The 26194-nt window shown below is 74.4% G+C and carries 5 protein-coding genes; 2 read left to right on the top strand and 3 right to left on the bottom strand.

The genetic code is table 11. From position 1 onward, the window contains the following. The first annotated feature begins 26 nt into the window (after positions 1-26). Both P8A18_RS33590 and P8A18_RS33585 read left to right on the top strand, forming a co-directional pair. A complete protein-coding gene (locus P8A18_RS33590) occupies positions 27-7586 on the top strand; it encodes a type I polyketide synthase (protein ID WP_306061507.1) in 7560 nt (2519 codons plus the stop codon). Beyond that, a complete protein-coding gene (locus tag P8A18_RS33585; protein WP_306061505.1) occupies positions 7583-22363 on the top strand; it encodes a type I polyketide synthase in 14781 nt (4926 codons plus the stop codon). Before P8A18_RS33590 ends, P8A18_RS33585 begins: the two co-directional genes overlap by 4 nt. 60 nt (positions 22364-22423) lie before the next feature. Here the strand turns inward: P8A18_RS33585 and P8A18_RS33580 are convergent, their stop codons facing one another. The 3 genes from P8A18_RS33580 to P8A18_RS33570 all read right to left on the bottom strand — a co-directional run bounded on the left by P8A18_RS33580 (position 22424) and on the right by P8A18_RS33570 (position 26133). After that, positions 22424-23755, bottom strand: coding sequence for an activator-dependent family glycosyltransferase (locus tag P8A18_RS33580; protein ID WP_306061503.1), 1332 nt, complete (start codon positions 23753-23755; stop codon positions 22424-22426). 125 nt (positions 23756-23880) lie between these two features. Beyond that, a complete protein-coding gene (locus P8A18_RS33575; protein WP_306061501.1) occupies positions 23881-24870 on the bottom strand; it encodes a UDP-glucuronic acid decarboxylase family protein in 990 nt (329 codons plus the stop codon). A gap of 84 nt (positions 24871-24954) precedes the next feature. After that, on the bottom strand, positions 24955-26133 hold the full coding sequence (locus P8A18_RS33570; protein WP_371933812.1) for a macrolide family glycosyltransferase: 1179 nt from the start codon (positions 26131-26133) through the stop codon (positions 24955-24957). Between the last annotated feature and the right edge of the window lie 61 nt (positions 26134-26194).

Raw genomic sequence — 26194 nt, 5'->3', positions numbered from 1 at the left:
CACAGCGCGGAAGGGCAGGACGTCACATGGACACCTCGCGACCCATGGAATCCTCCCGCGCCGGCGATCAGCCGGTGGCGGTCGTCGGTGTCTCGTGCCGGCTGCCGGGCGCGGCCGGCCCGGACGAGTTCTGGCGGCTGCTGACCGACGGGCGGAGCACGGTCGGCCGCGTTCCGGCCGGACGCGAACCGGCCGGCGGCGACTGGGGCGCGTTCATCGAGGACGTCGACCGGTTCGACGCCGGCTTCTTCGGGATCACCCCCCGCGAGGCCGCCGTACTCGACCCCCAGCAGCGGCTGATGCTCGAACTCGCCTGGGAGGCGTTCGAGGACGCCCGGATCGTTCCCGGCGAACTGTCCGGCAGCGCGACAGGCGTGTTCGTCGGCGCGATGCGCGACGACTACGCCCTGCTGGCCGACCACGCCGGCCGCGCCGCGCTCAACCACCACGCGATGGCCGGCCTCAGCCGAGGCGTCATCGCCAACCGCGTCTCGCACACCATCGGACTGCGCGGGCCCAGCCTCGTCATCGACACCGGCCAGGCCTCCTCGCTGGTCGCCGTGCACACCGCGGTGGAGAGCCTGCGGCGCGGCGAGAGCACCCTCGCCCTCGCGGGCGGAGTCAACCTCAACCTCGCGGCCGGAACCGGCGCACTCGCCGAGGAGTTCGGGGGCCTGTCCCCGGACGGCCGCTGCTACACCTTCGACCACCGGGCCAACGGCTTCGTACGCGGCGAGGGCGGCGTCGCCCTCGTCCTCCGGCTGCTCCCGGACGCCATCGCCGCCGGCGACCGCGTCTACGGCGTGATCCACGGCGGTGCCGTCAACCACGACGGCGCGGCCGAGCAGCTGACCACCCCCAGCCGTGAAGCCCAGGCCGAGGTGCTGCGACAGGCGTACGCGTCGGCCGGCATCGCCCCGGAGTCCGTGCAGTACGTCGAACTGCACGGCACCGGCACCCCGGTGGGCGACCCGGTCGAGGCGGCCGCACTCGGCGCCGTGCTCGGCAGCGCCCGCGACACCACGCGCCCGTTGCTCGTCGGGTCGGTCAAGACGAACGTGGGGCACCTGGAGGCCGCGGCGGGAGCGGCCGGCCTGCTCAAGACCGTGCTGGCCCTGTCGCACGGCCACATCCCCGCGAGCCTCGGCTTCGAGGAGCCCGGCCCCGGCATTCCGCTGGACGAACTGAACCTGCGGGTCGTCGGCGATCCCACCGAGTGGCCGGACGCCGACCGCCCCCGGATCGCCGGAGTCAGCTCCTTCGGCATGGGCGGCACCAACTGCCACCTCGTCCTCTCCCAGCCCCCGGCGCCGGCCCCCGCGCCCGCCTCCCCGCGTCCGGTGCCGGTGCCGGTGGTGCCCTGGGTGCTGTCCGGCCGCGGCGCCGCCGCACTGCGCGGGCAGGCCGCGGCGCTGCGCCCGGCGGTGGGCGCGGCCGATGCGCGCGAGGTGGGCTGGTCGCTGGCGACGACCCGGACCCGGTTCGAGCACCGCGCCGTGGTGGTGGGCGTTGACGCCGAAAGCCTGGACGCCGGTCTCGACGCGCTGGCACGCGGCGAGTGGCTGCCGCAGACCGTCTCCGGAGTGGCCGGCGACGGCCTGACCGGGTTCGTGTTCTCGGGCCAGGGCGGTCAGCGGGTCGGGATGGGCCGGGAACTGGCGGAGGCGTTCCCGGTGTTCGCGACGGCGCTGGACGAGGTGTGTGAGCACTTCGACGGGCTGCGTGAGGTGATGTTCACCGACGCGGATTCCCTGAAGAACACCGGCTGGGCGCAGCCGGCGTTGTTCGCGGTTGAGGTGGCGTTGTTCCGGCTGGTCGAGTCGTGGGGGGTGCGACCGGATTATCTGGTCGGTCACTCGGTGGGTGAGCTGGCTGCCGCGCACGTCGCCGGGGTCTTCTCCCTGGCGGACGCGTGCCGGCTGGTCGCCGCGCGTGCCGGGCTGATGCAGGCGCTGCCGGCGGGTGGCGCGATGTGGGCCGTACGGGCGACCCCCGAGGAGGTCACCCCGCTGCTGGTGGAGGGTGCCTCGGTCGCGGCCGTGAACGCTCCGGGGCAGGTCGTCGTGTCGGGTACGCGCGAGGCCGTCGAAGCGGTGGCCGCCCAGCTCAGCGACCGGCAGGGCCGCCGGCTCGACGTCAGCCACGCCTTCCACTCGCACCTGATGGACCCGATGCTCGCCGAATTCACCAACGCGGCAGGCGAGTTGACGTACGACACCCCCCGCATCCCGATCGTGTCCACGCTGACCGGCGAGCCGACCGAGGAGTTCACCGCTTCGTACTGGGCCGACCAGGTCCGCGGCACGGTCCGCTTCGCCGACGCCATCATCCGGCTCACGGCCCTGGGCGTCACCCGGTTCCTGGAGCTGGGCCCGGACGCCGGGCTCGTCGGCGCGATCGGTGAGACCCGTGAGGGTGTCCTCGCCGTGGCGGCGCTCAGCCGTAAGCAGCCCGAACCCGTCACCGCCGTCACGACTCTGGCCCGGCTGTGGGCGGACGGTGCCGACGCCGACTGGACGGCCCTCTTCCCGGGGCCCGCCCCGGCCACCGTGGACCTGCCCACCTACGCCTTCCAGCGGCGCCGCCACTGGTTCGACACGGCCTCGGAACCGGCCGCCGACGAGGAGGTCGTGACCAGCGCGGCCGGCGCACGGCTCGCCGAGGCCCGTACGCGGGACGAGCGGCGGCTCGTCCTCCTGGACCTGGTCCGGACGCGGGCGGCCGCCGTGCTCGGGTACGAGGACACCGAAGCGATCCCGGCCCGGACCCCGTTCAAGGACATCGGGTTCGACTCGCAGTCGCTGCTCCGGCTGAGCGGGCGGATCGCCACCGACCTGGCCGTCGAGCTGCCGGGCACCGTGCTGTTCAACCACCCCACCCCGGAACGGCTGGCCGCGTACCTGCTGGAGGCGGTGCACGGCAGGCCCGTGACGCCCGCCGCGCCCGAACCGGTCCGGGCGGCCGCGGACGAACCGCTCGCCATCGTCGGCATGGCGTGCCGGCTGCCCGGCGACGTCGACGGCCCGGACGCGCTGTGGAAGCTCCTCATGGCGGGCGGCGACGCCATCGGCCCGCTCCCCGCCGACCGGGGCTGGGACATCGACGCGCTGTACGACCCCGACCCGGACCGGCCCGGCAGCAGCTATGTGCGGGCCGGCGGATTCCTGGGCGGGGCCACCGAGTTCGACCACGAGTTCTTCGGCATCTCCGCCCGCGAGGCACTGGCCATGGACCCGCAGCAGCGGCTGCTGATGCAGACCACCTGGGCCGCGTTCGAGAACGCGGGGCTCCTGCCGGACGACCTCAAGGGCAGCGACACGGGCGTGTTCGCGGGCGTGATGCCCTCGGACTACGGCAGTCCGGACAGCATGCCGGACGAGCTGGTGGGCTACCAGGTCACGGGCGGGGCACCGAGCGTCGCCTCTGGGCGGCTCGCCTACCACTTCGGCTTCACCGGGCCCGCCGTCAGCGTCGACACGGCCTGCTCCGGCTCCCTGGTCGCCCTGCACCTGGCCGCCCAGTCGCTGGCCTCGGGCGAGTGCGGACTCGCCCTGGTCGCCGGGGTTTCGATCACCCCCACACCCGCCTCACTGATCAGCTTCAGCCGGCTGCGCGCCCTGTCCGCCGACGGCCGCTGCCGCGCGTTCGCCGAGGACGCGGACGGCTTCGGCATGGGCGAGGGCGTCGGCGTCCTCCTGGTGGAGCGGCTGTCCGACGCCCGCCGCAACGGTCACCGGGTGCTCGCGCTGGTACGCGGCAGCGCGATCAACCAGGACGGCGCGTCGAACGGTCTGACCGCGCCCAACGGCCTGTCCCAGGAGCAGGTGATCCGCCGGGCGCTGGGCCGGGCCGGACTCGGCCCCGCCGACGTGGACGCCGTCGAGGCGCACGGCACCGGGACCCGGCTCGGCGATCCGATCGAGGCGCACGCGCTCATGGCGACGTACGGCGAAGGCCGGCCGGCCGAGCGGCCGCTGTGGCTCGGCTCGGTCAAGTCCAACGTGGGGCACACCCAGGCGGCGGCCGGCGTCGTCGGCGTGATCAAGATGGTGCAGGCGCTGCGGCACGGCACCCTGCCGGGCACCCTGCACGTGGCCGAACCCACCTCGCGGGTGGACTGGGAGACGGGCGGCGTCCGGCTGCTCGCCGAGTCCCGGCCCTGGCCGGAGGCGGACCGGCCGCGCCGGGCCGGTGTCTCCGCGTTCGGCATCAGCGGCACCAACGCCCACGTGATCCTGGAACAGGCCCCCCGGCCGCTGCCCGAGCCCGTCGCGGAACCGGCCGCGGCCGGCCCGTCCGCCGTGCCGTGGCTGCTGTCGGCCCGCGACGGACAGGTCCTGCGGGACCGGGCCGCTTCGCTGGCCGCCTGGGCGGACGGCGGCACCGAACCGGCGGCGGTGGGACGGGAACTGGCGACGGCACGGACCTGGTTCGAGCACCGGGCCGCGGTCGTCGGCGGGCACGACGAGGGGCTGCGGGCGCTGGCGGCCGGTGAGCCCTGCGCGCACGTGGTGTCGGGGCTCGCGGGACCGCTGGGCAGGACCGTGTTCGTCTTCCCCGGGCAGGGCGCGCAGTGGGTCGGCATGGGCGCCGGTCTGCTGGACGGCTCCGAGGTGTTCGCACGGGCCGTCGCCCAGTGCGAGGAGGCCCTCTCGGCGTACGTCGACTGGTCGTTGACCGATGTGCTGCGGGGCGCGGAGGGAGCCGCGTCGCTGGAGCGGGTGGATGTGGTGCAGCCCGCTTCGTTCGCCGTGATGGTCGCGCTGGCAGCCGTCTGGCGCTCGTACGGAATCGAACCGGACGCCGTGGTCGGGCACTCGCAGGGCGAGATCGCCGCCGCCTGCGTGGCCGGGGCACTGTCCCTGGAGGACGCGGCGCGGGTGGTGTGCCTGCGCAGCAAGGCGCTGACCGCGCTGGCGGGCCGTGGCGCCATGGCCATCGTCGCGGTGCCCGAGGAAGAGGCCGAAGCCCTCGTGTCCCGGTTCGACGGGCGGCTGTCCGTCGCCGCCGTGAACGGGCCCGGCATGGTGGTGCTCTCCGGAGACCCCGCCGCACTCGAAGACGTGGGCCGCACCTGCGAGGAGCGAGGTGTACGGGTGCGGACGATCCCCGTCGACTACGCCTCGCACTCCGCGCACGTCGAGGAGATCCTCGGCGAACTCGGCGAACTGCTCGCCCCCGTACGGCCCCGCACACCCCGGGTGCCGTTCTTCTCCACCGTCACCGCCGACTGGATCGACTCCCCGGCGCTCGACGCCGCCTACTGGGGCACGAACCTGCGCCGCCCCGTGCGGTTCGCCGAAGCCGTGCGGGCGCTCGCCGGGCAGGGCCACGGGCTCTTCGTGGAATGCAGCCCGCATCCGGTGCTGCTCGCCGCGACCGAGGAGACCCTCGCCGAACACGACGACACCTGCGCCGTGGGCTCGCTGCGCCGCAACGACGGCGGCCCCGACCGCCTGCTCCTCTCGCTGGCCGAGGCGTGGGTGCGCGGCGCCCCCGTCGACTTCGGCCCCGCGTTCACCGGGGGGTCCGCCCGGCCCGCCTCCGACCTGCCCGGCTACCCGTTCCGGCGCCGCCGCCACTGGCTCGAAGCGCCCGCCGCGGTTGCCGCACGCCGGGAGACCGCCGTCGTCGACAGCTGGCGCTACCACGTCGACTGGACGCCCGTGCCGGACACCGGGGAGCCGTCGCTCTCCGGCGACTGGCTGGTGCTCACCCCGACGGGCCCGGCGCGCGACGGCCTCGTGGAGACGGTGCTCACGGGCCTCGCCCGGCACGGCGCCACCCCCCACGCCATCGGCGTGGCCGACCTGGCGCGCGAGGGGGCCGCCCTGCCGGACCGGATCGACGGCATCCTGTCGCTGGCCGCCCTGGACGAGCGGCCGAGCGGCGGCCGGCCCGAAGTCACCGCCGGCCTCGCCGGCACCGTCACCGCGGTACGGGCCCTGGCCGCGCGCGCTCCCGGCGCCCCGCTGTGGCTGGCCACGTCGGGCGCGGTCGGCACCGCGTCCGACGACACCGTCAGCGCCCCCCTCCAGGCCCAGGTCTGGGGCCTGGGCGTGGTGCTCGGCCTGGAGGAGGCCGACCGGACCTGCGGCCTGGTGGACCTGCCGGGCGAACCGGGCGCGGACAGCCTCCGGCAGCTCGCGGCGGTCCTGTCCGGGGCCACCGGGGAGCACGAGGTGGCCGTACGCGACGACACCGTGTACGCCCGAAGACTCGTCCACGCCCCCGCGCCGGACGCCGAGCCGTGGCGCCCGCGCGGCACCGTGCTGATCACCGGGGGCACCGGCGCCCTGGGCGCCCACGTGGCGCGCTGGGCGGCCCGGCACGGAGCGGCCCGCCTGATCCTGACCAGCAGACTCGGCCCGGACGCGCCGGGCGCCGACGAGCTGACCGCCGAACTGGCCGGACTCGGCGCCGAGGTGACGGTCGCCGCCTGCGACGCCGCCGACGCGGACCGGCTCGCCGCCGTCCTCGCGACGATCGGCGAGGACCGGCCGCTGACCGCCGTCGTGCACGCCGCCGGGGTCACCCATCCGGAGACCCCCGTCGGCGACCTGACCGACGCCGAACTCGCCCGGGTGCTGCGGGCGAAGGTGACGGGCGCCCGCAACCTCGACGCCCTCACCGCAGACCTCGACCTGGACGCCTTCGTCCTCTTCTCGTCCGGGGCCGGCATCTGGGGCGACGTCGGCAAGGCCGGATACGCCGCCGCCAACGCCTACCTGGACGCGTTCACCGCCGAGCGGCGCGCCCGCGGCGCGGTGGCCACGTCCGTCGCCTGGGGCGCCTGGGACGGCGGCATGTCCGAGGGGGACGCCGCCGAACTGTTCGCGCAGCGCGGCGTACGCCTCATGTCGCCCGAGCGGGCCGTCCGGGCACTCGCCCGCGCGGTGGGCCAGGGTGACACGAACGTCGCCGTCGCCGACTTCGACCTGGCCCGTTTCCTGCCCCTCTACACGATGACGCGGGACCGCCGCCTCGTCGCCGGGCTCAGCCCCGTACAGCAGGACACCGCGTACCCGGTGCCGGCCTCGTACACGGACGGTGCCGAGCCGGCGCCCGAGCCCTCGTCGGGGCTCGCGGACCGGCTGGCCGGGCTGCCCGCCGACGAGCGGGAGAGCGCCCTGACGGACCTGGTCGGCGGGGAGGCCGCGACCGTCCTCAAGGCCGAAGGGCCGCAGAGCGTGCGACCGCGCTCGACCTTCAAGGAACTCGGCTTCGACTCCCTCACCGCGCTGGAGTTCCGCAACCGGCTGGGCGTCGCGACCGGACTGAAGCTGCCCGCTTCCCTCATCTACGACCACCCCACTCCGCTGGCACTCGTCCAGCATTTGAGCGACGAGCTGTTCGGTGGGGCCGACGACGTATTGGCCGAACTGGACCGTATGGAAGCCCGGTTGTCCGCCCTGCCGGACGAGGAACGCGACCGTATCGGACTGGCCGACCGACTGCGTTCCCTGCTGCGCCGGGTGGAGCCGGCCGAGCAGACCACGGCCGGCGCACAGGCCGACGACGACCTGACGGCGGCTTCGAACGACGAGATCTTCGACCTGATCGACCGGGAGTTGGGTATCAGATGAGCGGCGACGCGACCGAACAGCGGCTGCGGGAGTACCTGAACCGACTCACCGCCGAGCTGCGAACCAGCCGCAAGAAGGTCCGGGAACTTGAGGACAAGCGGACCGAGCCCATCGCGATCGTCGCGATGAGCTGCCGCTTCCCCGGCGGCGCCGACACCCCCGAGAAGTACTGGGAGCTGGTCGAGGCCGCCGCCGACGTCGTCGGCGAGATGCCGGGCGACCGGGGCTGGGACCTGGACGGGCTGTACCACCCCGACCCCGAGCACCCCGGCACCAGCTACACCAGGCGCGGGGCGTTCCTGGCCCGCGCCGCCGAATTCGACGCCGGGTTCTTCGGGATCTCGCCGCGCGAGGCCCTCGCCATGGACCCCCAGCAGCGGCTGCTCCTGGAGACGTCGTGGGAGGCGATCGAGCGGGCCGGGATCGACCCCGAGAGCCTGACCGGCGAGCGCGCGGGCGTGTTCGTGGGTGCGAGCAACGCGGGCTACGGCTCCGACGTACGAGCCGTCCCCGAGGGCGTCGAGGGCCATCTGCTGACCGGCAGCCACGACTCCGTGATGTCCGGCCGGATCGCGTACACCCTGGGCCTTGAGGGGCCCGCCGTCACCATCGACACGGGGTGCTCCTCGGCGCTGGTGGCCCTGCACCTGGCGATCCGTGCCCTGCGCGACGACGACTGCTCCCTCGCGCTGGCCGGTGCCGCCGCGGTGATGGGCCATCCGCTCAACTTCACCGAATTCAGCAGGCAGTCCGGGCTCGCCGAGGACGGCCGGGTCAAGGCGTTCTCCGACGACGCCGACGGGACCGGCTGGGGCGAGGGCGTCGGCGTCCTGCTCCTGGAACGCCTCTCGGACGCCCAGCGCAACGGCCACCGGATCCTGGCCGTGCTCCGCGGCTCCGCCGTGAACCAGGACGGCGCTTCCAACGGCATGACCGCGCCCAGCGGACCGGCGCAGCAGCGGGTGATCCGCCAGGCGCTGGCGAACGCGGGCGTGGCGGCGGCCGAGGTCGACGTGGTGGAGGCGCACGGCACGGGCACGACGCTCGGTGACCCGATCGAGGCGCAGGCGCTGCTGGCGACGTACGGCCGGAACCGCCCCGAGGACCGCCCGCTGTGGCTGGGCTCGGTGAAGTCGAACATCGGCCACACCCAGGCCGCTGCCGGTGTGGCCGGCGTGATCAAGATGGTGCTGGCGATGCGGCACGGTGTGCTGCCGAAGTCGCTGCACGTGGGCACGCCTTCGTCGCACGTGGACTGGTCGTCGGGTGCGGTGGAACTGCTGGCCGAGGCCCGCGAGTGGCCGGCCGGTGAGCAGCCGAGGCGCGCGGGTGTGTCGGCGTTCGGGATCAGCGGGACGAACGCCCACGTGATCCTGGAGGAGGCGCCCGAGGCGGAGACCCCGGAGCCGGCGCCTTCGGTGTTGCCTGCGGCGGTGCCGTGGCTGCTGTCGGCGCGCGGCGCGGCGGCGCTGCGGGGTCAGGCGGAGGCGCTGGGCGCCTTGGCCGATGCTGATCCGGTGTCGGTGGGGTGGTCGCTGGCGACGACGCGTGCGCGGTTCGAGCACCGGGCCGTGGCGCTGGGTTCCCATGGGGCCGGGCTGGAGGCGTTGGCGGCGGGTGAGCCGTCGGGGCACGTCGTCTCCGGTGCTGCTGGTCCGGTGGGCCGGTCGGTGTTTGTGTTCCCTGGTCAGGGGGCGCAGTGGGTGTCGATGGGTGCCCGGTTGCTGGAGGAGTCTCCGGTGTTCGCGGGGGTTGTGGCCGAGTGCGAGGCCGCGATGGCGGGGCTGGTGGACTGGTCGGTTACGGATGTCCTGCGTGGGGCGGAGTCCCTTGAGCGGGTCGATGTGGTTCAGCCCGCCTCGTTTGTGGTGATGGTGGGTCTGGCGGCGGTGTGGCGGTCGTTCGGTGTGGTGCCGGCGGCTGTGGTGGGGCATTCGCAGGGCGAGATCGCTGCCGCGTATGTGGCGGGGGCGTTGTCGCTGGAGGACGCGCTGCGTGTGGTCTGCGTGCGCAGCCGGGCGATTGCCGGGCTGGCCAGTGGGGGCGGGACGATGGCGTCGGTGGGTGCCGGGGTGGCTCAGGTGGAGGAGATTCTTTCCGCCTGGGACGGCCGGGTGTCGGTCGCCGCGGTCAACGGCCCCTCGCAGGTGGTGATCTCGGGTGAGGTCGCTGCTGTGGAGGAAGCCGTTGCCAAGTGCGTGGAGCTGGGGCTGCGGGCGCGTCGGATCGCGGTGGACTATGCCTCGCACTCCCCGGCCATGGACGTACTGCACGACGAGCTGACCACGACCCTGGCGGGTGTTGCCCCGCGTGCGGGCACGATTCCGTTGCTGTCGACGGTGACGGGCGAGTTCATCGACGGCTCGGGGATGGACGCGAGCTATTGGGTGACCAATCTCCGTTCCCGGGTGCGTTTCGCTGAGGCGGTCGAGAAGTTGGCGGCCGAGGGGTACGGGGTGTTCGTGGAGGTTTCCTCGCACCCGGTGCTGTCGGCCGCAGTCGAGGAGATCGCGGACGAGAGTGTGGTCACCGGCTCGCTGCGGCGGGACGACGGTGGCCTGGATCGGTTCCTGGCCGGAGTCGCCGAGCTGTGGGTCCGTGGAGTCGACGTCGACTGGACGGCCGCCTTCCCGGACTCGCCCGCCGCACGGGCCGACCTCCCCACGTACGCCTTCCAGCGCGACCACTACTGGCTGAAGGATCAGGAACAGGCGGGCTCCGGCGAGAGCGCCCAGGACCCTGTCGACGCCGAGTTCTGGGCGGCCGTCCGCGCGGGCGACACCAGTGCGCTCGCCGGCGAACTGGGCCTCGCCGAGGACGCGCCCCTGAGCGCCGTACTGCCCGCCCTCGACGGGTGGCGCGAACGCCGGACCGCCCACGCGGTGCTGGACGCATGGCGCTACGACATCCAATGGCTGCCGCGCACGGGCACCACGGGCGCCCGCTTGTCCGGCACCTGGGTCGTGGTGAGCGCGGCGGGCCGGCAGGACGACGACACCGTCGCGCTGGTCGCCGACGGGCTGCGCGAGCGCGGGGCCGAGGCCGTACACGTGGTGCTGGACGCCGGGCACGACCGGCGTCAGGTCGCGGAGGCGCTGGCCGCACACGCCGGGGCGGCCGGTGTGCTGTCGCTGCTCGCACTGGACGAGCGGGCGCACCCCGAACGCCCCGGGCTGAGCGCCGGACTCGCCCTGAACCTCCTGGTGACGCAGGCCGTGGCGGAGCGGGAGGAGCCCGTACCGCTGTGGCTGTGCACCCGGGACGCGGTCTCCGCCGGGCCCGCCGACCGCGTCGGCCACCCCGAGCAGAGCAGCACATGGGGTCTGGGCCTGGTCTTCGGCCTGGAACACCCGCAGGCGTGGGGCGGAGTGATCGACCTGCCCGCCGAGCCGACGGCCCGCGACGCCGGCCTGCTGGCCGACGCCCTGGGCGCCGGCGACCACGAGGACCAGATCGCGATCCGCTCCGGTGAGGTGCTGCTGCGCCGGCTGCGGCGCGACCCGCGCCGGGACGCGTCCGCACCGGCCTTCCGGACGAGCGGTGCCGCCCTGATCACCGGAGGCACCGGCGGTCTCGCCGCACACACGGCGCGCTGGCTCGCGACCTGCGGCGCCGAGCACCTGGTGCTCGTCTCCCGGAGCGGCCCCGACGCGCCCGGCGCCGGTCGACTCGCCGACGAGCTGCGGGCGATGGGGCCCCGGGTGACGGTCGCCGCGGCCGACGTCTGCGACTACGACGCGCTGGCCGGACTCGTCGCGGAGGTGGAAGCCGACGGGGCGCCGCCCATCAGGACCGTGGTGCACTGCGCCGGGGTGAGCCGATTCGACTCGCTCCGGGACGTGGGACTCGCGGCGTTCGAGGACGGCGCGGCGGCCAAGCTGGTCGGCACCGCCAACCTGGACCGGCTCTTCGACCGCGACCTGGACGCCTTCCTGCTCTACTCGTCCGTCGCCGGGCTGTGGGGCGCGGGCGACCACGGCTCGTACTCGGCGGGCAACGCCTACCTCGACTCGGTCACCCGGAACCGGCGCGCCCGTGGCCGCACCGGGACGACGATCTACTGGGGCCTGTGGTCCGCCGACGACGGCATGGGCGAGGCGGCGGCCGAGTCCAGCTCGCTGAACTGGTACGGCATGCGCTTCATGGACCCGCGGACCGCGATGGCCGGACTGCGGCAGGCGATGGCCGACGACGAGGAGTTCATCGTCATCGGCGACGTCGACTGGGCGGACTTCAGCCGCGTCTTCACCGCCGCCCGCCGGCGCCCGCTGCTCGACGAGATCCCGGAGGTCAGGGCCGCCCTGGCGGAAGGCGAAGCGTCGGCCGCCGCCGAGAACCCGCTCCTGGAGCGGCTGCGCCCGCTGGCCCCCGACGCGCAGGAGATCCTGCTGCGCGATCTGGTGCGCACCCACGTCTCGCACGTACTCGGGCACGCCTCGTCGGACGCCCTGGAGAACACGCGGTCGTTCCGCGACCTCGGCTTCGACTCGCTGCTCGCGGTCGAGCTGCGCAACTCCCTGCGCACCGCCACCGGTCTGAAGCTCCCCACCACCCTCGTCTTCGACCACCCCGACGTCGACCGCCTCGTACAGCACCTGCACACCGCCCTGCTCGGTGACGCCGAAGAGGACAGGACCGGCACCGCGGCCTCGCCCGCCGCGGCCGTCGTCCCCGCGACCGACGACGACGCCATCGCGATCATCGGCATGGGGTGCCGGCTCCCGGGCGGGATCAGCGGACCCGACGACCTGTGGCGGCTGCTCGCCGAAGGCGGCGACGCGATATCCGCCTTCCCGGGCGACCGGGGATGGGACCTCGCCGGGCTCTACAGCCCGGACCCGGACGAAGCGGGGCGCACCTATGCCCGCAGCGGCGGGTTCGTCCAGGACGCGGGCCGCTTCGACGCCGGGTTCTTCGGGATCTCGCCGCGTGAGGCCATCGCCATGGACCCGCAGCAGCGGCTGCTCCTGGAAACGTCGTGGGAGGCGATCGAGTACGGCCGGATCGACCCGCACAGCCTGCGCGGCAGCGACTGCGGGGTCTTCCTCGGCGTCGGCAACGACGGCTACGGCACGAATCTGCGGCAGGTCCCGGAGGGGGTGGAGGGACACCTGATCACCGGGACGGTCACCAACATCGCCTCGGGGCGCATCTCGTACGTGCTGGGCCTCGACGGCCCCGCCGTCAGCGTCGACACCGGATGCTCGTCCGCCCTGGTCGCCCTGCATCTGGCGGCGCAGTCGCTGCGGTCGGGCGAGTGCTCGCTCGCGCTCACCGGAGGCGCCACGATCGCCGCCGAGCCCACGGGCTTCGTCGGCTTCAGCCGGCAGCGCGCCCTCGCGGAGGACGGCCGGAGCAGGGCGTTCTCCGACGACGCCGACGGCATGGGCCTCGCCGAGGGCGTCGGCGTGCTGCTCCTGGAACGTCTCTCCGACGCCCGGCGCAACGGCCACCACGTACTGGCCGTCGTCCGCGGCAGCGCGCTGAACCAGGACGGCGCTTCCAACGGGCTCACCGCCCCCAGCGGCCCCGCCCAGCAGCGCGTCATCCGGCAGGCCCTGGCGAACGCGGGCGTGGCGGCGGCCGAGGTCGACGTGGTGGAGGCGCACGGCACGGGCACCAAGCTGGGCGACCCGATCGAGGCCCAGGCGCTGCTCGCCACCTACGGGCAGGACCGGCCCGACGACCGGCCGCTGTGGCTGGGCTCGGTCAAGTCCAACATCGGCCACACCCAGCTCGCGGCGGGTGCCGCGGGTGTCATGAAGGTGGTGCTGGCGCTGCGGCACGGCCTGATGCCGAAGTCGCTGCACGTGGGCACGCCGACGTCGCACGTGGACTGGTCGTCGGGCGCGGTGGAGCTGCTGGCCGAGGCGCGGGACTGGCCGCGCGCCGAGCAGCCGAGGCGCGCGGCCGTGTCGGCGTTCGGGATCAGCGGGACGAACGCGCACGTGATCGTGGAGGAGGCGCCCGCCGAGGAGGCCCCCGCCCCGGACGGCCCGGCCCCGTCGGTGGTGCCGTGGCTGCTGTCGGGCAGGGGCGCGGCCGCGCTGCGGGGTCAGGCGGAGGCGCTGGGCGCCCTGGCGGACGCCGATCCGGTGTCGGTGGGGTGGTCGTTGGCGACGACGCGTGCGCGGTTCGAGCACCGGGCTGTGGTGCTGGGTTCGTACGGGGCCGGGCTGGGTGCGCTGGCGGCGGATCAGCCGTCGGCCGGTGTGGTGTCCGGGGTGACCGGGCCCGTGGGCCGGCCGGTGTTCGTGTTCCCCGGTCAGGGGGCGCAGTGGGTGTCGATGGGCGCTCGGATGCTGGAGGAGTCCCCGGTGTTCGCGGGCGTGGTCGCCGAGTGCGAGGCCACGATGGCGGGGCTCGTCGACTGGTCGGTCACCGAGGTCCTGCGCGGCGGCGCGGACGCGCCGTCCCTGGACCGGGTCGATGTCGTCCAGCCCGCGTCGTTCGTCGTGATGGTGGGCCTGGCGGCCGTATGGCGGTCGTTCGGTGTGGTGCCGTCCGCCGTGGTGGGGCACTCGCAGGGCGAGATCGCCGCCGCCCACGTGGCGGGCGTGCTGTCCCTCAAGGACGCGCTGCGCGTCGCCTGCCTGCGCAGCCGCGCGATCGCGGAACTGGCCAGCGGGGCGGGCACGATGGCCTCCGTCGGAGCCGGTGTGGCCCGGGTCGAGGAGATCCTCGCCCCGTGGGGCGACCGGGTGTCGGTCGCGGCGGTCAACGGCCCCTCGCAGGTGGTCGTCTCCGGTGAGGTCGACGGGGTGGAGGAAGTGGTCGCGGCCTGCCGTGAGCTGGGGCTGCGGGCGCGGCGGATCGCGGTGGACTACGCCTCCCACTCGGCGTCCATGGATGTGCTGCGGTCCGAACTGGCCGATGCCCTCGCGGGCGTCGCCCCCCGGACCGGTGAGATCCCGTTGCTGTCGACGGTGACCGGAGAGTTCATCGACGGCTCGGTCATGGACGGCGGTTACTGGTTCACGAACCTGCGTTCCCGGGTGCGGTTCGCCGAAGCGGTCGAGAAGCTGGCGGCCCAGGGGTACGGGGTGTTCGTGGAGGTCTCCTCGCACCCGGTGCTGTCCGCCGCCGTCGAGGAACTGGCCGACGAGAGCGTGGTCACCGGGTCCCTGCGACGCGACGACGGCGGCCTGGACAGGTTCCTGGCCAGTGCGGCCGAGCTGTGGGTCCGTGGGGTGGACGTCGACTGGACCGCCGCCTTCCCCGACTCGCCCCCGGCGCCGGTCGACCTGCCGACGTACGCGTTCCAGGGCGACCACTACTGGTTGCAGGACCTGGAACAGACCGGCCCCGGCGAGAGCGCGCAGGACCCGGCCGACGCCGAGTTCTGGGCGGCCGTCGAGAACGAGGACCCGCACGCGGTCGCCGGCACCCTCGGCGTTGAGGACCCCGCCGCGCTGGAACAGGTGCTCCCCGCCCTCGCCGGCTGGCGCCGCCGGCGCCGCCAGGACTCCGCACTCGACACATGGCGCTACGACGTCGAGTGGCAGCCCCTGGCCCAGGGCGTGACGCCGAGGATCGACGGCTCCCGCTGGCTGCTGCTCACCCCGTCCGGCGGCCACGCCTGGCAGGAGCGGGCCCGGCAGGCGCTCACCGCGTACGGCGCCGACGTCACCGTGCTCGGGATCGCCGAGGGCGACGACCGGGCCGCACTGGCCGCGCGGCTGCGTGGGAACGCGGCGGAGGCCACCGGCATCCTGTCCCTGCTCGCCCTCCGCGACCGCACGGACCACGAGGACGCGGGCCACGGACAGCACGACCTGGACCGGGCGGTGCTGCTCGTCCAGGCACTCGGCGACGCCGGGATCGCGGCGCCGCTGTGGATCGCCACCCGGGGCGCGGTCGGCGTCGGGCGCTCCGACCGGGCGCCCGTACCGGAGCAGGCCCTGCTGTGGGGCCTGGGCCGGATCGCGGCCCTGGAATACCCGCAGCGGTTCGGCGGGCTGATCGACCTGCCGGCCGACGCGGACGAGCGGGCCGGCGAACGGCTGGTGCGCGGTCTCGGCGCCCCCGACGGCGAGGACCAGCTCGCGGTACGGACCGGCGGGCTCTACGTGCGCCGGCTCGCGCGCAAGAAGCTGGCCGGCCACACCCCCGTACGCGACTGGCGCCCCACCGGAACCGTCCTGGTCACCGGAGGCACCGGCGGCATCGGCGCCGAGGTCGCGGCCTGGCTCGCGGCGAACGGCGCCCAGCACCTCCTGCTGACCAGCAGGCGCGGCGAACAGGCCCCCGGAGCCGCCGAGCTGACGCGGCGCCTGACCGGGCTCGGCGCCCGCGTCACCGTAGCGGCCTGCGACGTCACCGACCGTACGGCGCTGCGGGAACTGCTCGACGGCATCGCCCCCGAACACCCGCTGACCGCCGTCGTCCACGCGGCGGCCGTCCTCGACGACTGCCTGCTCGACGCGCTCGACCCGGAGCGGGCCGCAGCGGTGCTGCGCCCCAAGACGGTGGCCGCACACCATCTGCACGAACTGACCAAGGACCTCGGCCTCGACGCGTTCGTCCTGTTCTCCTCGCTGGCCGGAACGCTCGGCCTGCCCGGACAGGGCAGCTACGCCGCGGCCAACGCCTACCTGGACGCACTGGCGTCGGCCCGCCGCGCCGAAGGGCTCCCGGCCACGTCGGTGGCCTGGGGCGCCTGGGACCGGGTCGGGCTCGCCTCCGGCGACATCGGCGCTTCGCTGCGCCGCGACGGCGTGACCGGGATGGCGCCCGAGACGGCGATCTCCGGACTGCAACAGGCACTCGACCACGACCTCGGCTACCTCGCCGTCGCCGACGTCGACTGGCGGGTGTTCGGGCCGTCGTGCACGGCGGGCCGCACCGGGCGGATACTCGAACAGTTCCCGGAGGCCCGCCAGGCAGCGCCGTCGCGGCCCGACGAGTCCCAGGACGACACCGGCCTCCTGGCAGGACTCGCCGGACTCTCCCCGGCCGAGCGCGAGCAGGCGCTCCTGGACCTGGTGCGCGCCCACGCGGCAGCGGTACTCGGCCTCCCGGACGCGGACGGCGTCGACGCCGACCGGGCCCTGCGCGACATGGGCTTCGACTCGCTGACCGCCGTCGAGCTGCGCAACCGGCTCAACAAGGTCACCGGCCTGCGGCTGCCGGTCACCGTCGTCTTCGACCACAACACCGCCCACCAACTGTCCCGGCACCTGCTCTCCGAACTGTTCGGCACGGACGGCGAGACCTCCGCGTCCCCGCGGCAGCCCGCGCCCGCCGTGGCCGCCGGGCGGGGCGGGGAGGTGGACGACGACCCGGTGGCGATCGTCTCGATGAGCTGCCGCTTCCCGGGCGGGGTGAGCACGCCGGAGGAGTTCTGGCAGCTGCTGTCCGAGGGGCGCGACGCGGTCACCGGTCTGCCCGACGACCGCGGCTGGGACCTGGAGGGCAGCTACCACCCGGACCCGGACCACCCCGGCACGCACTACACGCGCGGCGGCGGATTCCTCGACGACATCGGCGCGTTCGACCCCATGTTCTTCGGGATCTCACCGCGTCAGACCCCGGCCATCGACCCGCAGCACCGGCTGCTCCTGGAAACCTCCTGGGAGGCGTTCGAGCGGGCCGGGATCGACCCGGCGACGCTGAAGGGCAGCCCGGTCGCGGTGTTCGTCGGGGCGAACCAGACGGACTACGGGCCCCGGGCCGCCGCTTCGGCGGGCGAGTTCGAGGGCCAGCTTGCCACCGGCAGCGCGGCCAGCGTGGCATCGGGCCGCATCGCCTACACCTTCGGGCTCGAAGGCCCCGCCGTCACCGTGGACACCGCCTGCTCGTCCTCGCTGGTCGCCCTGCACCTGGCCGCCCGGTCCGTGCGCTCCGGCGAGAGCACGATGGCTCTCGCCGGCGGCGTGACCCTGCTCTCGACGCTGTACACGTTCATCGAGTTCAGCCGGCAGGGCGCACTCTCCCAGGACGGCCGGTGCAAGGCGTTCTCCGCGGAGGCCGACGGCGCGGGCTGGGCCGAAGGCGTCGGCATGGTCCTCGTGGAACGGCTCTCCGAGGCCAGGCGCAACGGCCACCGCGTGCTCGCCGTCGTCCGGGGCAGCGCCATGAACCAGGACGGCGCGTCCAACGGACTCACCGCGCCCAACGGCCTCGCCCAGCAGCGGGTCATCCGCCAGGCGCTGGCCGACGCGGGGCTCGAAGCCGCCGATGTCGACCTGGCGGAGGCGCACGGCACCGGCACCGCGCTCGGCGACCCCATCGAGGCGGAGGCGCTGCTCGCCACCTACGGACAGGACCGGCCCGACGACCGGCCGCTGTGGCTGGGCTCGGTGAAGTCGAACATCGGCCACACCCAGGCCGCCTCCGGAATCGCCGGGGTCATCAAGGCCGTACTCGCCATGCGGCACGGCGCGATGCCGCGCACCCTGCACGTCGACCGGCCCACCCCGCACATCGACTGGTCCGCCGGAACCGTACGGCTCCTGGCCGACGAACGGTCCTGGCCGGACGACCACGGGCCGCGCCGCGCCGCCGTCTCCTCGTTCGGGATCAGCGGCACGAACGTGCACGTCATCGTGGAGGAGGGCCCGCAGACCGCACCCGCACTCCCGGCGGCGCCCGACGGGGCTGCCCCCCGCCCCCTGCCGTGGGCCCTGTCCGCCCGCACCCCCGCCGCGCTCACCGACCAGGTCCGCAACCTGCTCGGCGCCCTCGACACGGAGCCCGGCCACGACGCGGCGGCGATCGGCCGCGGCCTCGCGGCACGCTCCCGCTTCGAACACCGCCTGGTGTGCTGGGGCACCGACCGCGACGCGCTCCGCGACCGGCTCGGCGACTGGCTGGACGGCCGGACCGACGCACCCTCGGCCGCCGGCACCGCGAGCGGCGGCCGCACCGCGTTCCTGTTCTCCGGGCAGGGCGCCCAGCGCCCCGGCATGGGGCGCGAGCTGTACGAGACGTACCCGGTGTACGCCGACGCCTTCGACGAGGTCTGCGCCCAGGTGGACCTGCACCTGCCCAGGCCGCTGCGCGACCTCGTGTTCGCCGCGCCGGGCAGCCCGGAGGCGGAGCTGCTGGACAGCACCGAATACACCCAGCCCGCCCTGTTCGCCGTCGAGGTCGCGCTGTTCCGCCTCTACGCCTCCTGGGGCGTGGTGCCCGACCACTTGATCGGGCACTCCATCGGCGAACTGACCGCCGCCCACCTCGCCGGTGTCTTCACCCTGGCCGACGCGTGCCGCCTGGTCGTGGCCCGCGGCCGGCTGATGGGCCAGGTGCCGGCCGGTGGCGCGATGGCCGCCCTGGCGGTCGCCGAGGACGAGGTGCGGCCGCTGCTCGCCGACCGTACGGACCGGATCGCCGTGGCGGCGGTCAACGGGCCGCGCGCCACCGTCGTCTCCGGGGACACCGCCGAAGTCGACCGTGTGGTCGCGCACTTCAAGGGCCTCGGTCACAAGACGACGCGCCTGCGGGTCAGTCACGCGTTCCACTCGCCCCACATGGACGGGATGCTGGAGGAGTTCGCCGCGGTCCTCCGGGACATCCCGATGGCACCGCCGGCCATTCCCCTGGTGTCCGACGTCACGGGTGCCATGGCCACGGCCGAGCAGCTGTGCACCGCCGGGTACTGGGTGACGCAGCTGCGCGAGGCCGTCCGGTTCGCCGACGGAATCCGCACCCTTGAGGCGGCGGGCGTGACCCGGTTCCTCGAAATCGGGCCGGACGCCGTGCTCGCCGCGATGGCCGCCGACAGCCGCACGGGCGAAACCCCCGGCGTGGTGGCGGCGGCCCTGCGGCGCGACCGCGACGAAACCGCGACCGCACTCGGCGCGCTCACCGAACTCCATGTGCACGGCGCCGCCTGCGACTGGGCGGCCCTGCTGCCGGACGGCGACGCGCTTCCCGACCTGCCCACCTACCCCTTCCAGCGGCAGACCTACTGGCTCGACGCCCCGGCCCCCGCGGCGGACGTACGCGCGGCCGGCCTGGATGCCCCCGGGCACCCGATGCTCGGCGGAGCCGTCCGGCTCGCCGACGGCGGCGGCGTGGTCCTGACCGCGCTGCTCTCCACGCGCCGGCTGCCCTGGCTGGCCGACCACGTCATCGACGGCACGGTGGTGCTGCCCGGTACCGCGTACCTCGAACTCGCCGTCCGGGCGGGCGACCAGGTCGGCTGCGGCCGGGTCGGCGAACTCACCCTGCACGCACCGCTCGCGCTGCCCGAGGATTCGGCGGCCCAGGTGCAGATACGGGTCGCCGCCGCCGACAGCGCCGGAGCCCGCACCCTCGACGTGTACGCACGGCCGGACAGCGCCGACGACGCGGCCGAGTGGCACAAGCACGCGACGGGCACCCTGCTCCCCGACACCGCGCCCCCCGTGGACGCCCCCGCGGTATGGCCGCCCGAGGGCGCCGAACCGATCGGCCTCGACGGCCTCTACCCGCGCCTCTCGGCGAACGGCAGCGACTACGGCCCGGTGTTCCAGGGCCTCACCGCCGCCTGGCGGCGCGGCCCCGAGGTCTACGCCGAGGTGGCGCTGCCCGACACCGCCGACACCGCCGGCTTCGGACTGCATCCGGCACTGCTCGACGCGGCGCTCCAGGCGGTGTCCGTGGGCACGATCGGCGACGCGGGCGTGATGCCGTTCTCCTGGCAGAACGTCGTCCTGCACACCGCGGGCGCCCGTCAGCTGCGCGTCAGGCTCGAAGACCTGGCCGAGCACACGGTCTCCGTACAGGTCTGGGACCCGGCCGGCACCCCGGTCGCGCACGCCGAGTCGCTGGCGTTCCGCCCGAGGACCGCGGCCCAGGCACCCCGCCCGCGCGTCGAATCGCTGATGCGCACCGAGTGGACGCCCGTCCCGGCCGGAACGGCACCCCGCAACGCCACCTGGGCGACGGTCGGCGCCGAAGCCGCACCCGGGACACCCGCCGCGCTCCTGGACGCCGTCACCCTCCACGACCACCCGACCCTGCACGCCCTGGCCGCATCCGGGGCGCCCGTCCCCGAGCGCGTCCTCGCCTTCGCACCCGCCTTCGCGGGAGAACCGGCCGAGGCCGCGAGGACCGCCGCCCACTGGGCCCTCGGCCTGGTCCAGGGCTGGCTCGCCGACGAGCGGTTCGCCGGATCGCGGCTCGTCCTGGTGACCCGGGGCGCGGTGGCGGCCGGCACCCACGAGGGACCGGCCGACCTGCCCGCCGCCACCGTCCACGGACTGGTCCGGGCAGCCATCACCGAGAACCCGGGACGGTTCGCGCTCCTGGACCTCGACCCCGGGCACGGAACCGGCGCGCACGACCCGGCGACGGGCGGCGCACTGGCCGCCGCGCTCGCCGGGGACGAACCCCAGCTGGTGCTGCGCGACGGCGGGGTGCGCCTCGCCCGGCTCGCCCGGGTACCCGCCGGCGGCACGCCCGCGGGCTGGGACCCGGCCGGCACCACGCTCATCACCGGAGGCACCGGCACACTCGGCCGGCTCCTCGCCCGGCACCTGGTCACCGAGCACGGCGTACGGCACCTGCTGCTGATCAGCCGCAGCGGACCGGACGCCGCGGGCGCGGACGAACTGCGCGCCGACCTCACAGCCCTGGGCGCCGAGGTGACGATCGAGGCCTGCGACGCCGCGGACCGCGCCGCCCTTCAGAAGCTGCTCGACAGCATCCCCGCCGCGCACCCGCTCACCGGGGTCGCGCATGTCGCGGGCGTCGTCGACGACGGGGTGGTCACCGCGCTCACCCCGCACCAGGTCAACCGGGTGCTCGCGCCCAAGGCCGACGCCGCGCTGAACCTGCACGAACTGACGGAGGACGCCGGGCTCTCCGCCTTCGTCCTGTTCTCCTCGCTGGCCTCGACACTCGGCGGGGCCGGGCAGGCCGCCTACGCCGCCGGGAACGCCTTCCTCGACGCCCTCGCGGCGCACCGCAGGGCCCGGGGACTGCCCGGGGTCTCGCTGTGCTGGGGGCCGTGGGCCGAGCTGAGCACCATGACCGGCAAGCTGAGCGACGCCGACTTCGCGCGGTTCGCCCGCAGCGGCCTCGTACCGATGTCCACCGCCGAGGCGCTCGCCCTGTTCGACGCGGCCCGGGGCCACGCAGACGCGGTGCTCGTACCGGCCAGGACGGCCCTCGGCGTCTTCGAGGACGGGCAGCCGGACCAGGTGCCCGCGATGCTGCGCGGCCTGGTGCGCGGCCGGGTCCGCCCGACCGTCGCCGCCGCCCCCGGGGCACCGGGCGCCGGGCCGGGCGCCGGGTCCGGGGCGGCGGAAGCCGCGCCGGGAGACCGGTTCGGCGCGCTGACGGGCCCCGCGCGCAAGCGGGCCCTGCTCGACCTGGTGCGCCGGGAGGCGGCCGTGGTGCTGGCCTACCCGGACGCCGAACTGGTCGACGTGGAGGCGGGTTTCCTCGGTATGGGCTTCGACTCGCTCAGCGCCGTAGAACTGCGCAACCGGCTCAGCGAGCAGACCGGTCTGCGGCTGCCGGCGACCGTGCTCTTCGACTACCCGGCCCCGGTCTCGCTCGCCGCGCACCTCGACGAGATCCTGCCGTCCGACGCGGAACGCACCCTCGCCCCGCTCCTGAGCGGGCTCGAACAGCTGGCCGAGACCCTTCCCGGCCTGGCGGGCGACGACCCGCTGCGCGAGCGGCTGGAGACACGGCTGCGGGCGGCGCTGGGCCGGCTGACCGGAACGGTCGTCCCCCCGGCCCAGGCGCCCGCCGCGCCCAAGGAGGACGACGCCGCCATCGCCGACTTCGACGGGGCGAGCGACGACGAGATCTTCCGGTTCCTGGACGACCTGGACGCCTGACCGGTTAAGGGGGGCGCCCGTCGCGGCGCCCCCCCCTGGACCCGTTACCCCCTGGACCCGTTACCCCCGGGGTTCCACCACGAGCGCGGTGAACATGTCGTCCAGCCGCGAGACGGCCGGGCCCTCGAACTGCCAGGGTTCCTGGCGCCGTTCACGGGTGAGCTCCTCGAGTACGGGCACCACCTCGGCCGGCGAGGGCAGAGCCGCGGCCTCCTCGCGCAGCCGGGTGGCGTTCCGCTGGAAGGAGGCGTCCGCCAGGATGCGCGCGGCCCGCTCGTACACCGCGTCGGGCGTCGCCCGGTCCGTGCCGAGCAGCAGCCCCGCCCCCTGCTCCTCGATTCCGGCGCCCCGGTAGAGCTGATCGGCCAGCGGGGTGGTGACGGTGAGCTGCGGGACGCCGTACATGAGCGCGTTGGCGTAGCTGCCGAAGCCTCCGTGGTGGATCAGCAGGGAGCAGCTGGGCAGCAGGGCGTGCAGCGGTACGGAGGAGACGGCGCGCACATTGTCCGGCAGCGTGCCCAGCTCCTCGATCTGCGACGGCAGCAGCGCGGCCACCACCTCGGCGTCCAGCTCCGCGAGCTGCCCGAGGATGTCGCCCTTGGACACGTAGTCACCGCCGTGGCGCTCGGTGTTGGAGGCGCCGAGCGTCATACAGACCCGGGTCCGCCCGGGCGGGGCGGTCAGCCAGTCGGGCACGACCGCCGGGCCGTTGTACGGCACGAACCGGATGGGGGTGCGCGGGGCGCCGGTGTCGATGCCCAGGCTGCCGGGCAGCGGGTCCAGGGTGAGCTGCCCGGTCGTCAGCTCCTCGCCGAAGGCGCCCCCGAACTCCTCGGCACGGTCGCCCAGCCACTCGGCGAGCGGGTCCTTGCGCTCGTCGGCCGGCACCCCGAGGGCCAGCTCCCGCAGGATCTCGCGCTTCTTCACCCACACGTCCGCGAAGCAGAGCGAGCGCACATGCGCGGCGCCGACGACGCCCGCGACGATGGGGCCGGCGTACGTCAGCGAGTCCCACACCACGAGGTCGGGCCGCCAGACCCGGGCGAACTCCACCATGTCGGGGATCATCGTCTCGTTGAACATGGCGCACGCGTACGCGACCACCTGGGCGCGGTAGGCCTCGGCCTCGTAGGTCAGCTTCGCCGGATCCAGCTCGTTCCAGCTGATCAGCTCCGCCATCTCCTGCGCGTCGCGGTTGGCGTGCATCGACGCGTTGATGCCGTCGTTGGTGCCGGTCGCCACGGCCGTCATGCCGGTGGCGGCGACGACGTCGGCCAGCTCCTTGCAGCTGGCGACCCGGACCTCGTGGCCGGCGGCGCGCATGGCCCACGCCAGTGGCGTCATGCAGAACAGATGGGATTTCTCGGGAATGGTTGCGAACAGCACGCGCACGGTGAACTCCTGGGAGAGTCAAAGGATCCGGAGTTCGTCCAGGTTCGGCCCGCGCCGGGGACCGGGGACGGCCGCCCCCCGAGCATCGGGGGAAACTCCCAGAGTTTCGCGGGTCCGCGTGCGGGTCACACGGCCGACAGGTCACCGGCCGGGGTGAACGAGGCGATGGTCTCCTTCAGCCCGTCGAACAGCCGCACCTCGGGCTCCCAGTCCAGCACCCGGCGCGCCCTGCCGATGTCGGGCCGCCTGCGCTGCGGGTCGTCCGGGTGCGCCTCGACGTAGCGGACGGGGGAGGCGCTGCCGGTCAGCGTGATGATGTACTCGGCCAGCTCCCGCATGGTGATCTCGTGCGGATTGCCGATGTTGACCGGCGAGGTCTCGTAGCTGCCGGCCAGGGCGAGGATTGCGCGCACGGTGTCGGTGACGTAGCACAGCGACCGGGTCTGCGAACCGTCGCCCATGACGGTCAGCGGCTTGCCGGCCAGGGCCTGCTTGATGAACGTGGGCACGACCCGGCCGTCGCCGCCGCGCATGTCGGGGCCGTAGGAGTTGAAGAGCCGCGCGATCCCGGTATCGACGCCGTACTCGTCGCGGAAGGCCACCGTCAGCGCCTCCGAGAACCGCTTCGACTCGTCGTAACAGGCCCGCGGCCCCACCGGGTTGACGTTGCCCCAGTAGTCCTCGCGCTGCGGATGGACGAGCGGATCGCCGTACACCTCGGACGTGGAGGTCACGACGAACCTCGCGCCCTTGTCGCGCGCCAGGGACAGCGCGTTGTACGTCCCGTGCCCGCCGGCCCGCAGCGTTGCCACCGGCATCCGGAAGTAGTCCACGGGCGAGGCCGGGCACGCCAGGTGCAGGACGAGATCGACCCGGCCGGATATCGCGAACGGCTCGACGACGTCCGCGTTGAGGAACGTGAAGCGGGGTCGGTCCAGCAGGTCGCCGATGTTCCGCAGCCGCCCGGTGCTCAGGTTGTCGAGGCAGACGACGCTGTCCCCGGCGGCGAGGAGCGCACGGCACAGATGGGAGCCGACGAAACCGGCGCCACCGGTCACCACCGTCCGCCTCCCCATGTGCTCCGACGGACCCTGGGTTCGAGCGGTGTGGCTCATGTCCAACTCCTCACAGTGATGCGGTGACAGGTAAGGGGAACGCGTCCGGTCCGGCGGCCGGGCCCCGGTGGCGGGAGTCGGGTCTCACTCCAGCATCGCCTCGATGATGTCGGCGGCCCGCGCCGCACCGCCCTCGGACCGCACCTCGGCGCGCAGCGCCGCCAGCCGGCCCCTCACCAGCGGGTCGCCCACCAGCGAGGTCACGGCCTCGCGCAACGCCTCGGGAGTGGCGTCCTCGGTGTCGATACGCCGGGCCACTCCCCGCTCGACCAGCAGTTCGGCGGTGCTGATCTGGTCGGAGCCCTGCGGCACCACCACCATGGGCAGTCCGTGGAACAGGGCCTCCCCGCAGCTCCCCGCGCCGCCGTGGGTCAGGAACGCGTCCGCCTGCGCCAGCACCGACAACTGCGGTGCCCAGGCGTGTACTTCGACGTTCTCCGGCACGGTACCGAGCTCGGCGGGGTCCACATCCGGGCCGATGCCGAGAACGACGTGCCAGCCCGGCAGGCCGCCGAACGCCGCGAGACACCGCCGGTAGAACTCCGGCTGCCGCGTGAACGACGATCCCAGCGAGATCAGCAGCACCCGCTCGGCCCGCTCCGGACGCTTCCAGCCGCCTTCCCGGCTCTCACGCCTGAGGAAACACGGGCCGGTGAACGTGACCTCGTCCGGGTCCAGCCGCTCGGCGTGCGGCTGGAGCACCTTCGAGATCAGCGCGAGGGTCCGGTGCCGCCCGGTGAACGCGTCCACGTCCGTCGTCGCGGCCCCGCTCCGCACGAGCCACTCGGTGAAGCGCGCCTCGTAGGCCTCGGCCCCGGGCAGCTCGGCGGTCTCCGCCTCCGTCGTCACCTCGTTGTCCAGATTCAGCGCGACCACGCACGGCGTCACCAGCGCACTGGGCCGCCCCTGCGCCTCGGCCAGCGCCCGGCCGACGTAGGCGCCCGTGTCGTACAGGTACAGGTCGGCGGGGTCCTCGTCGTACACGTCGCGCAGCTGCGGCAACGTCTGCATGTTGCAGTCCAGGAGCACGTTCAGCGTGGAGACCGGGTCCCGCACCCATGCCCCGCCGTCGTCCGGGAAGCGCCGCACGACCGGGACGAACTCGGCGCCGGTCGCGCTCAGCCGCCCCGCAACGGCCTCCTCGTTGGCGGCGGTCACCCGGTGCCCGCGCGCCACCAGTTCGGCCAGCACCTCGGAGGACGGGATCACATGACCGAGGAACGGCGTACCGATCATCGCGATGTGGGCGCGGCGAGGCGTCAAGGCGGGATCACCAATCGGGGCATCGGGGCGGTGGTGGCCGCCCTCTCCTGTTACGGGCGCA

The organism is Streptomyces sp. Mut1 (genome assembly GCF_030719295.1).
GTDB lineage: Bacteria > Actinomycetota > Actinomycetes > Streptomycetales > Streptomycetaceae > Streptomyces > Streptomyces castrisilvae.
The sequence above is the reverse complement of the archived record's forward strand: the minus strand, read 5'-3'. Positions and strand labels throughout refer to the sequence as shown.

What these genes read in the sequence shown, in the direction of transcription:
- P8A18_RS33585 (WP_306061505.1), top strand. Translation starts at nt 7,583, where the DNA reads ATGAGCGGCGACGCGACCGAACAGCGGCTGCGGGAGTACCTGAACCGA.
- P8A18_RS33575 (WP_306061501.1), bottom strand. Translation starts at nt 24,870, where the DNA reads ATGAGCCACACCGCTCGAACCCAGGGTCCGTCGGAGCACATGGGGAGG.
- P8A18_RS33590 (WP_306061507.1), top strand. Translation starts at nt 27, where the DNA reads ATGGACACCTCGCGACCCATGGAATCCTCCCGCGCCGGCGATCAGCCG.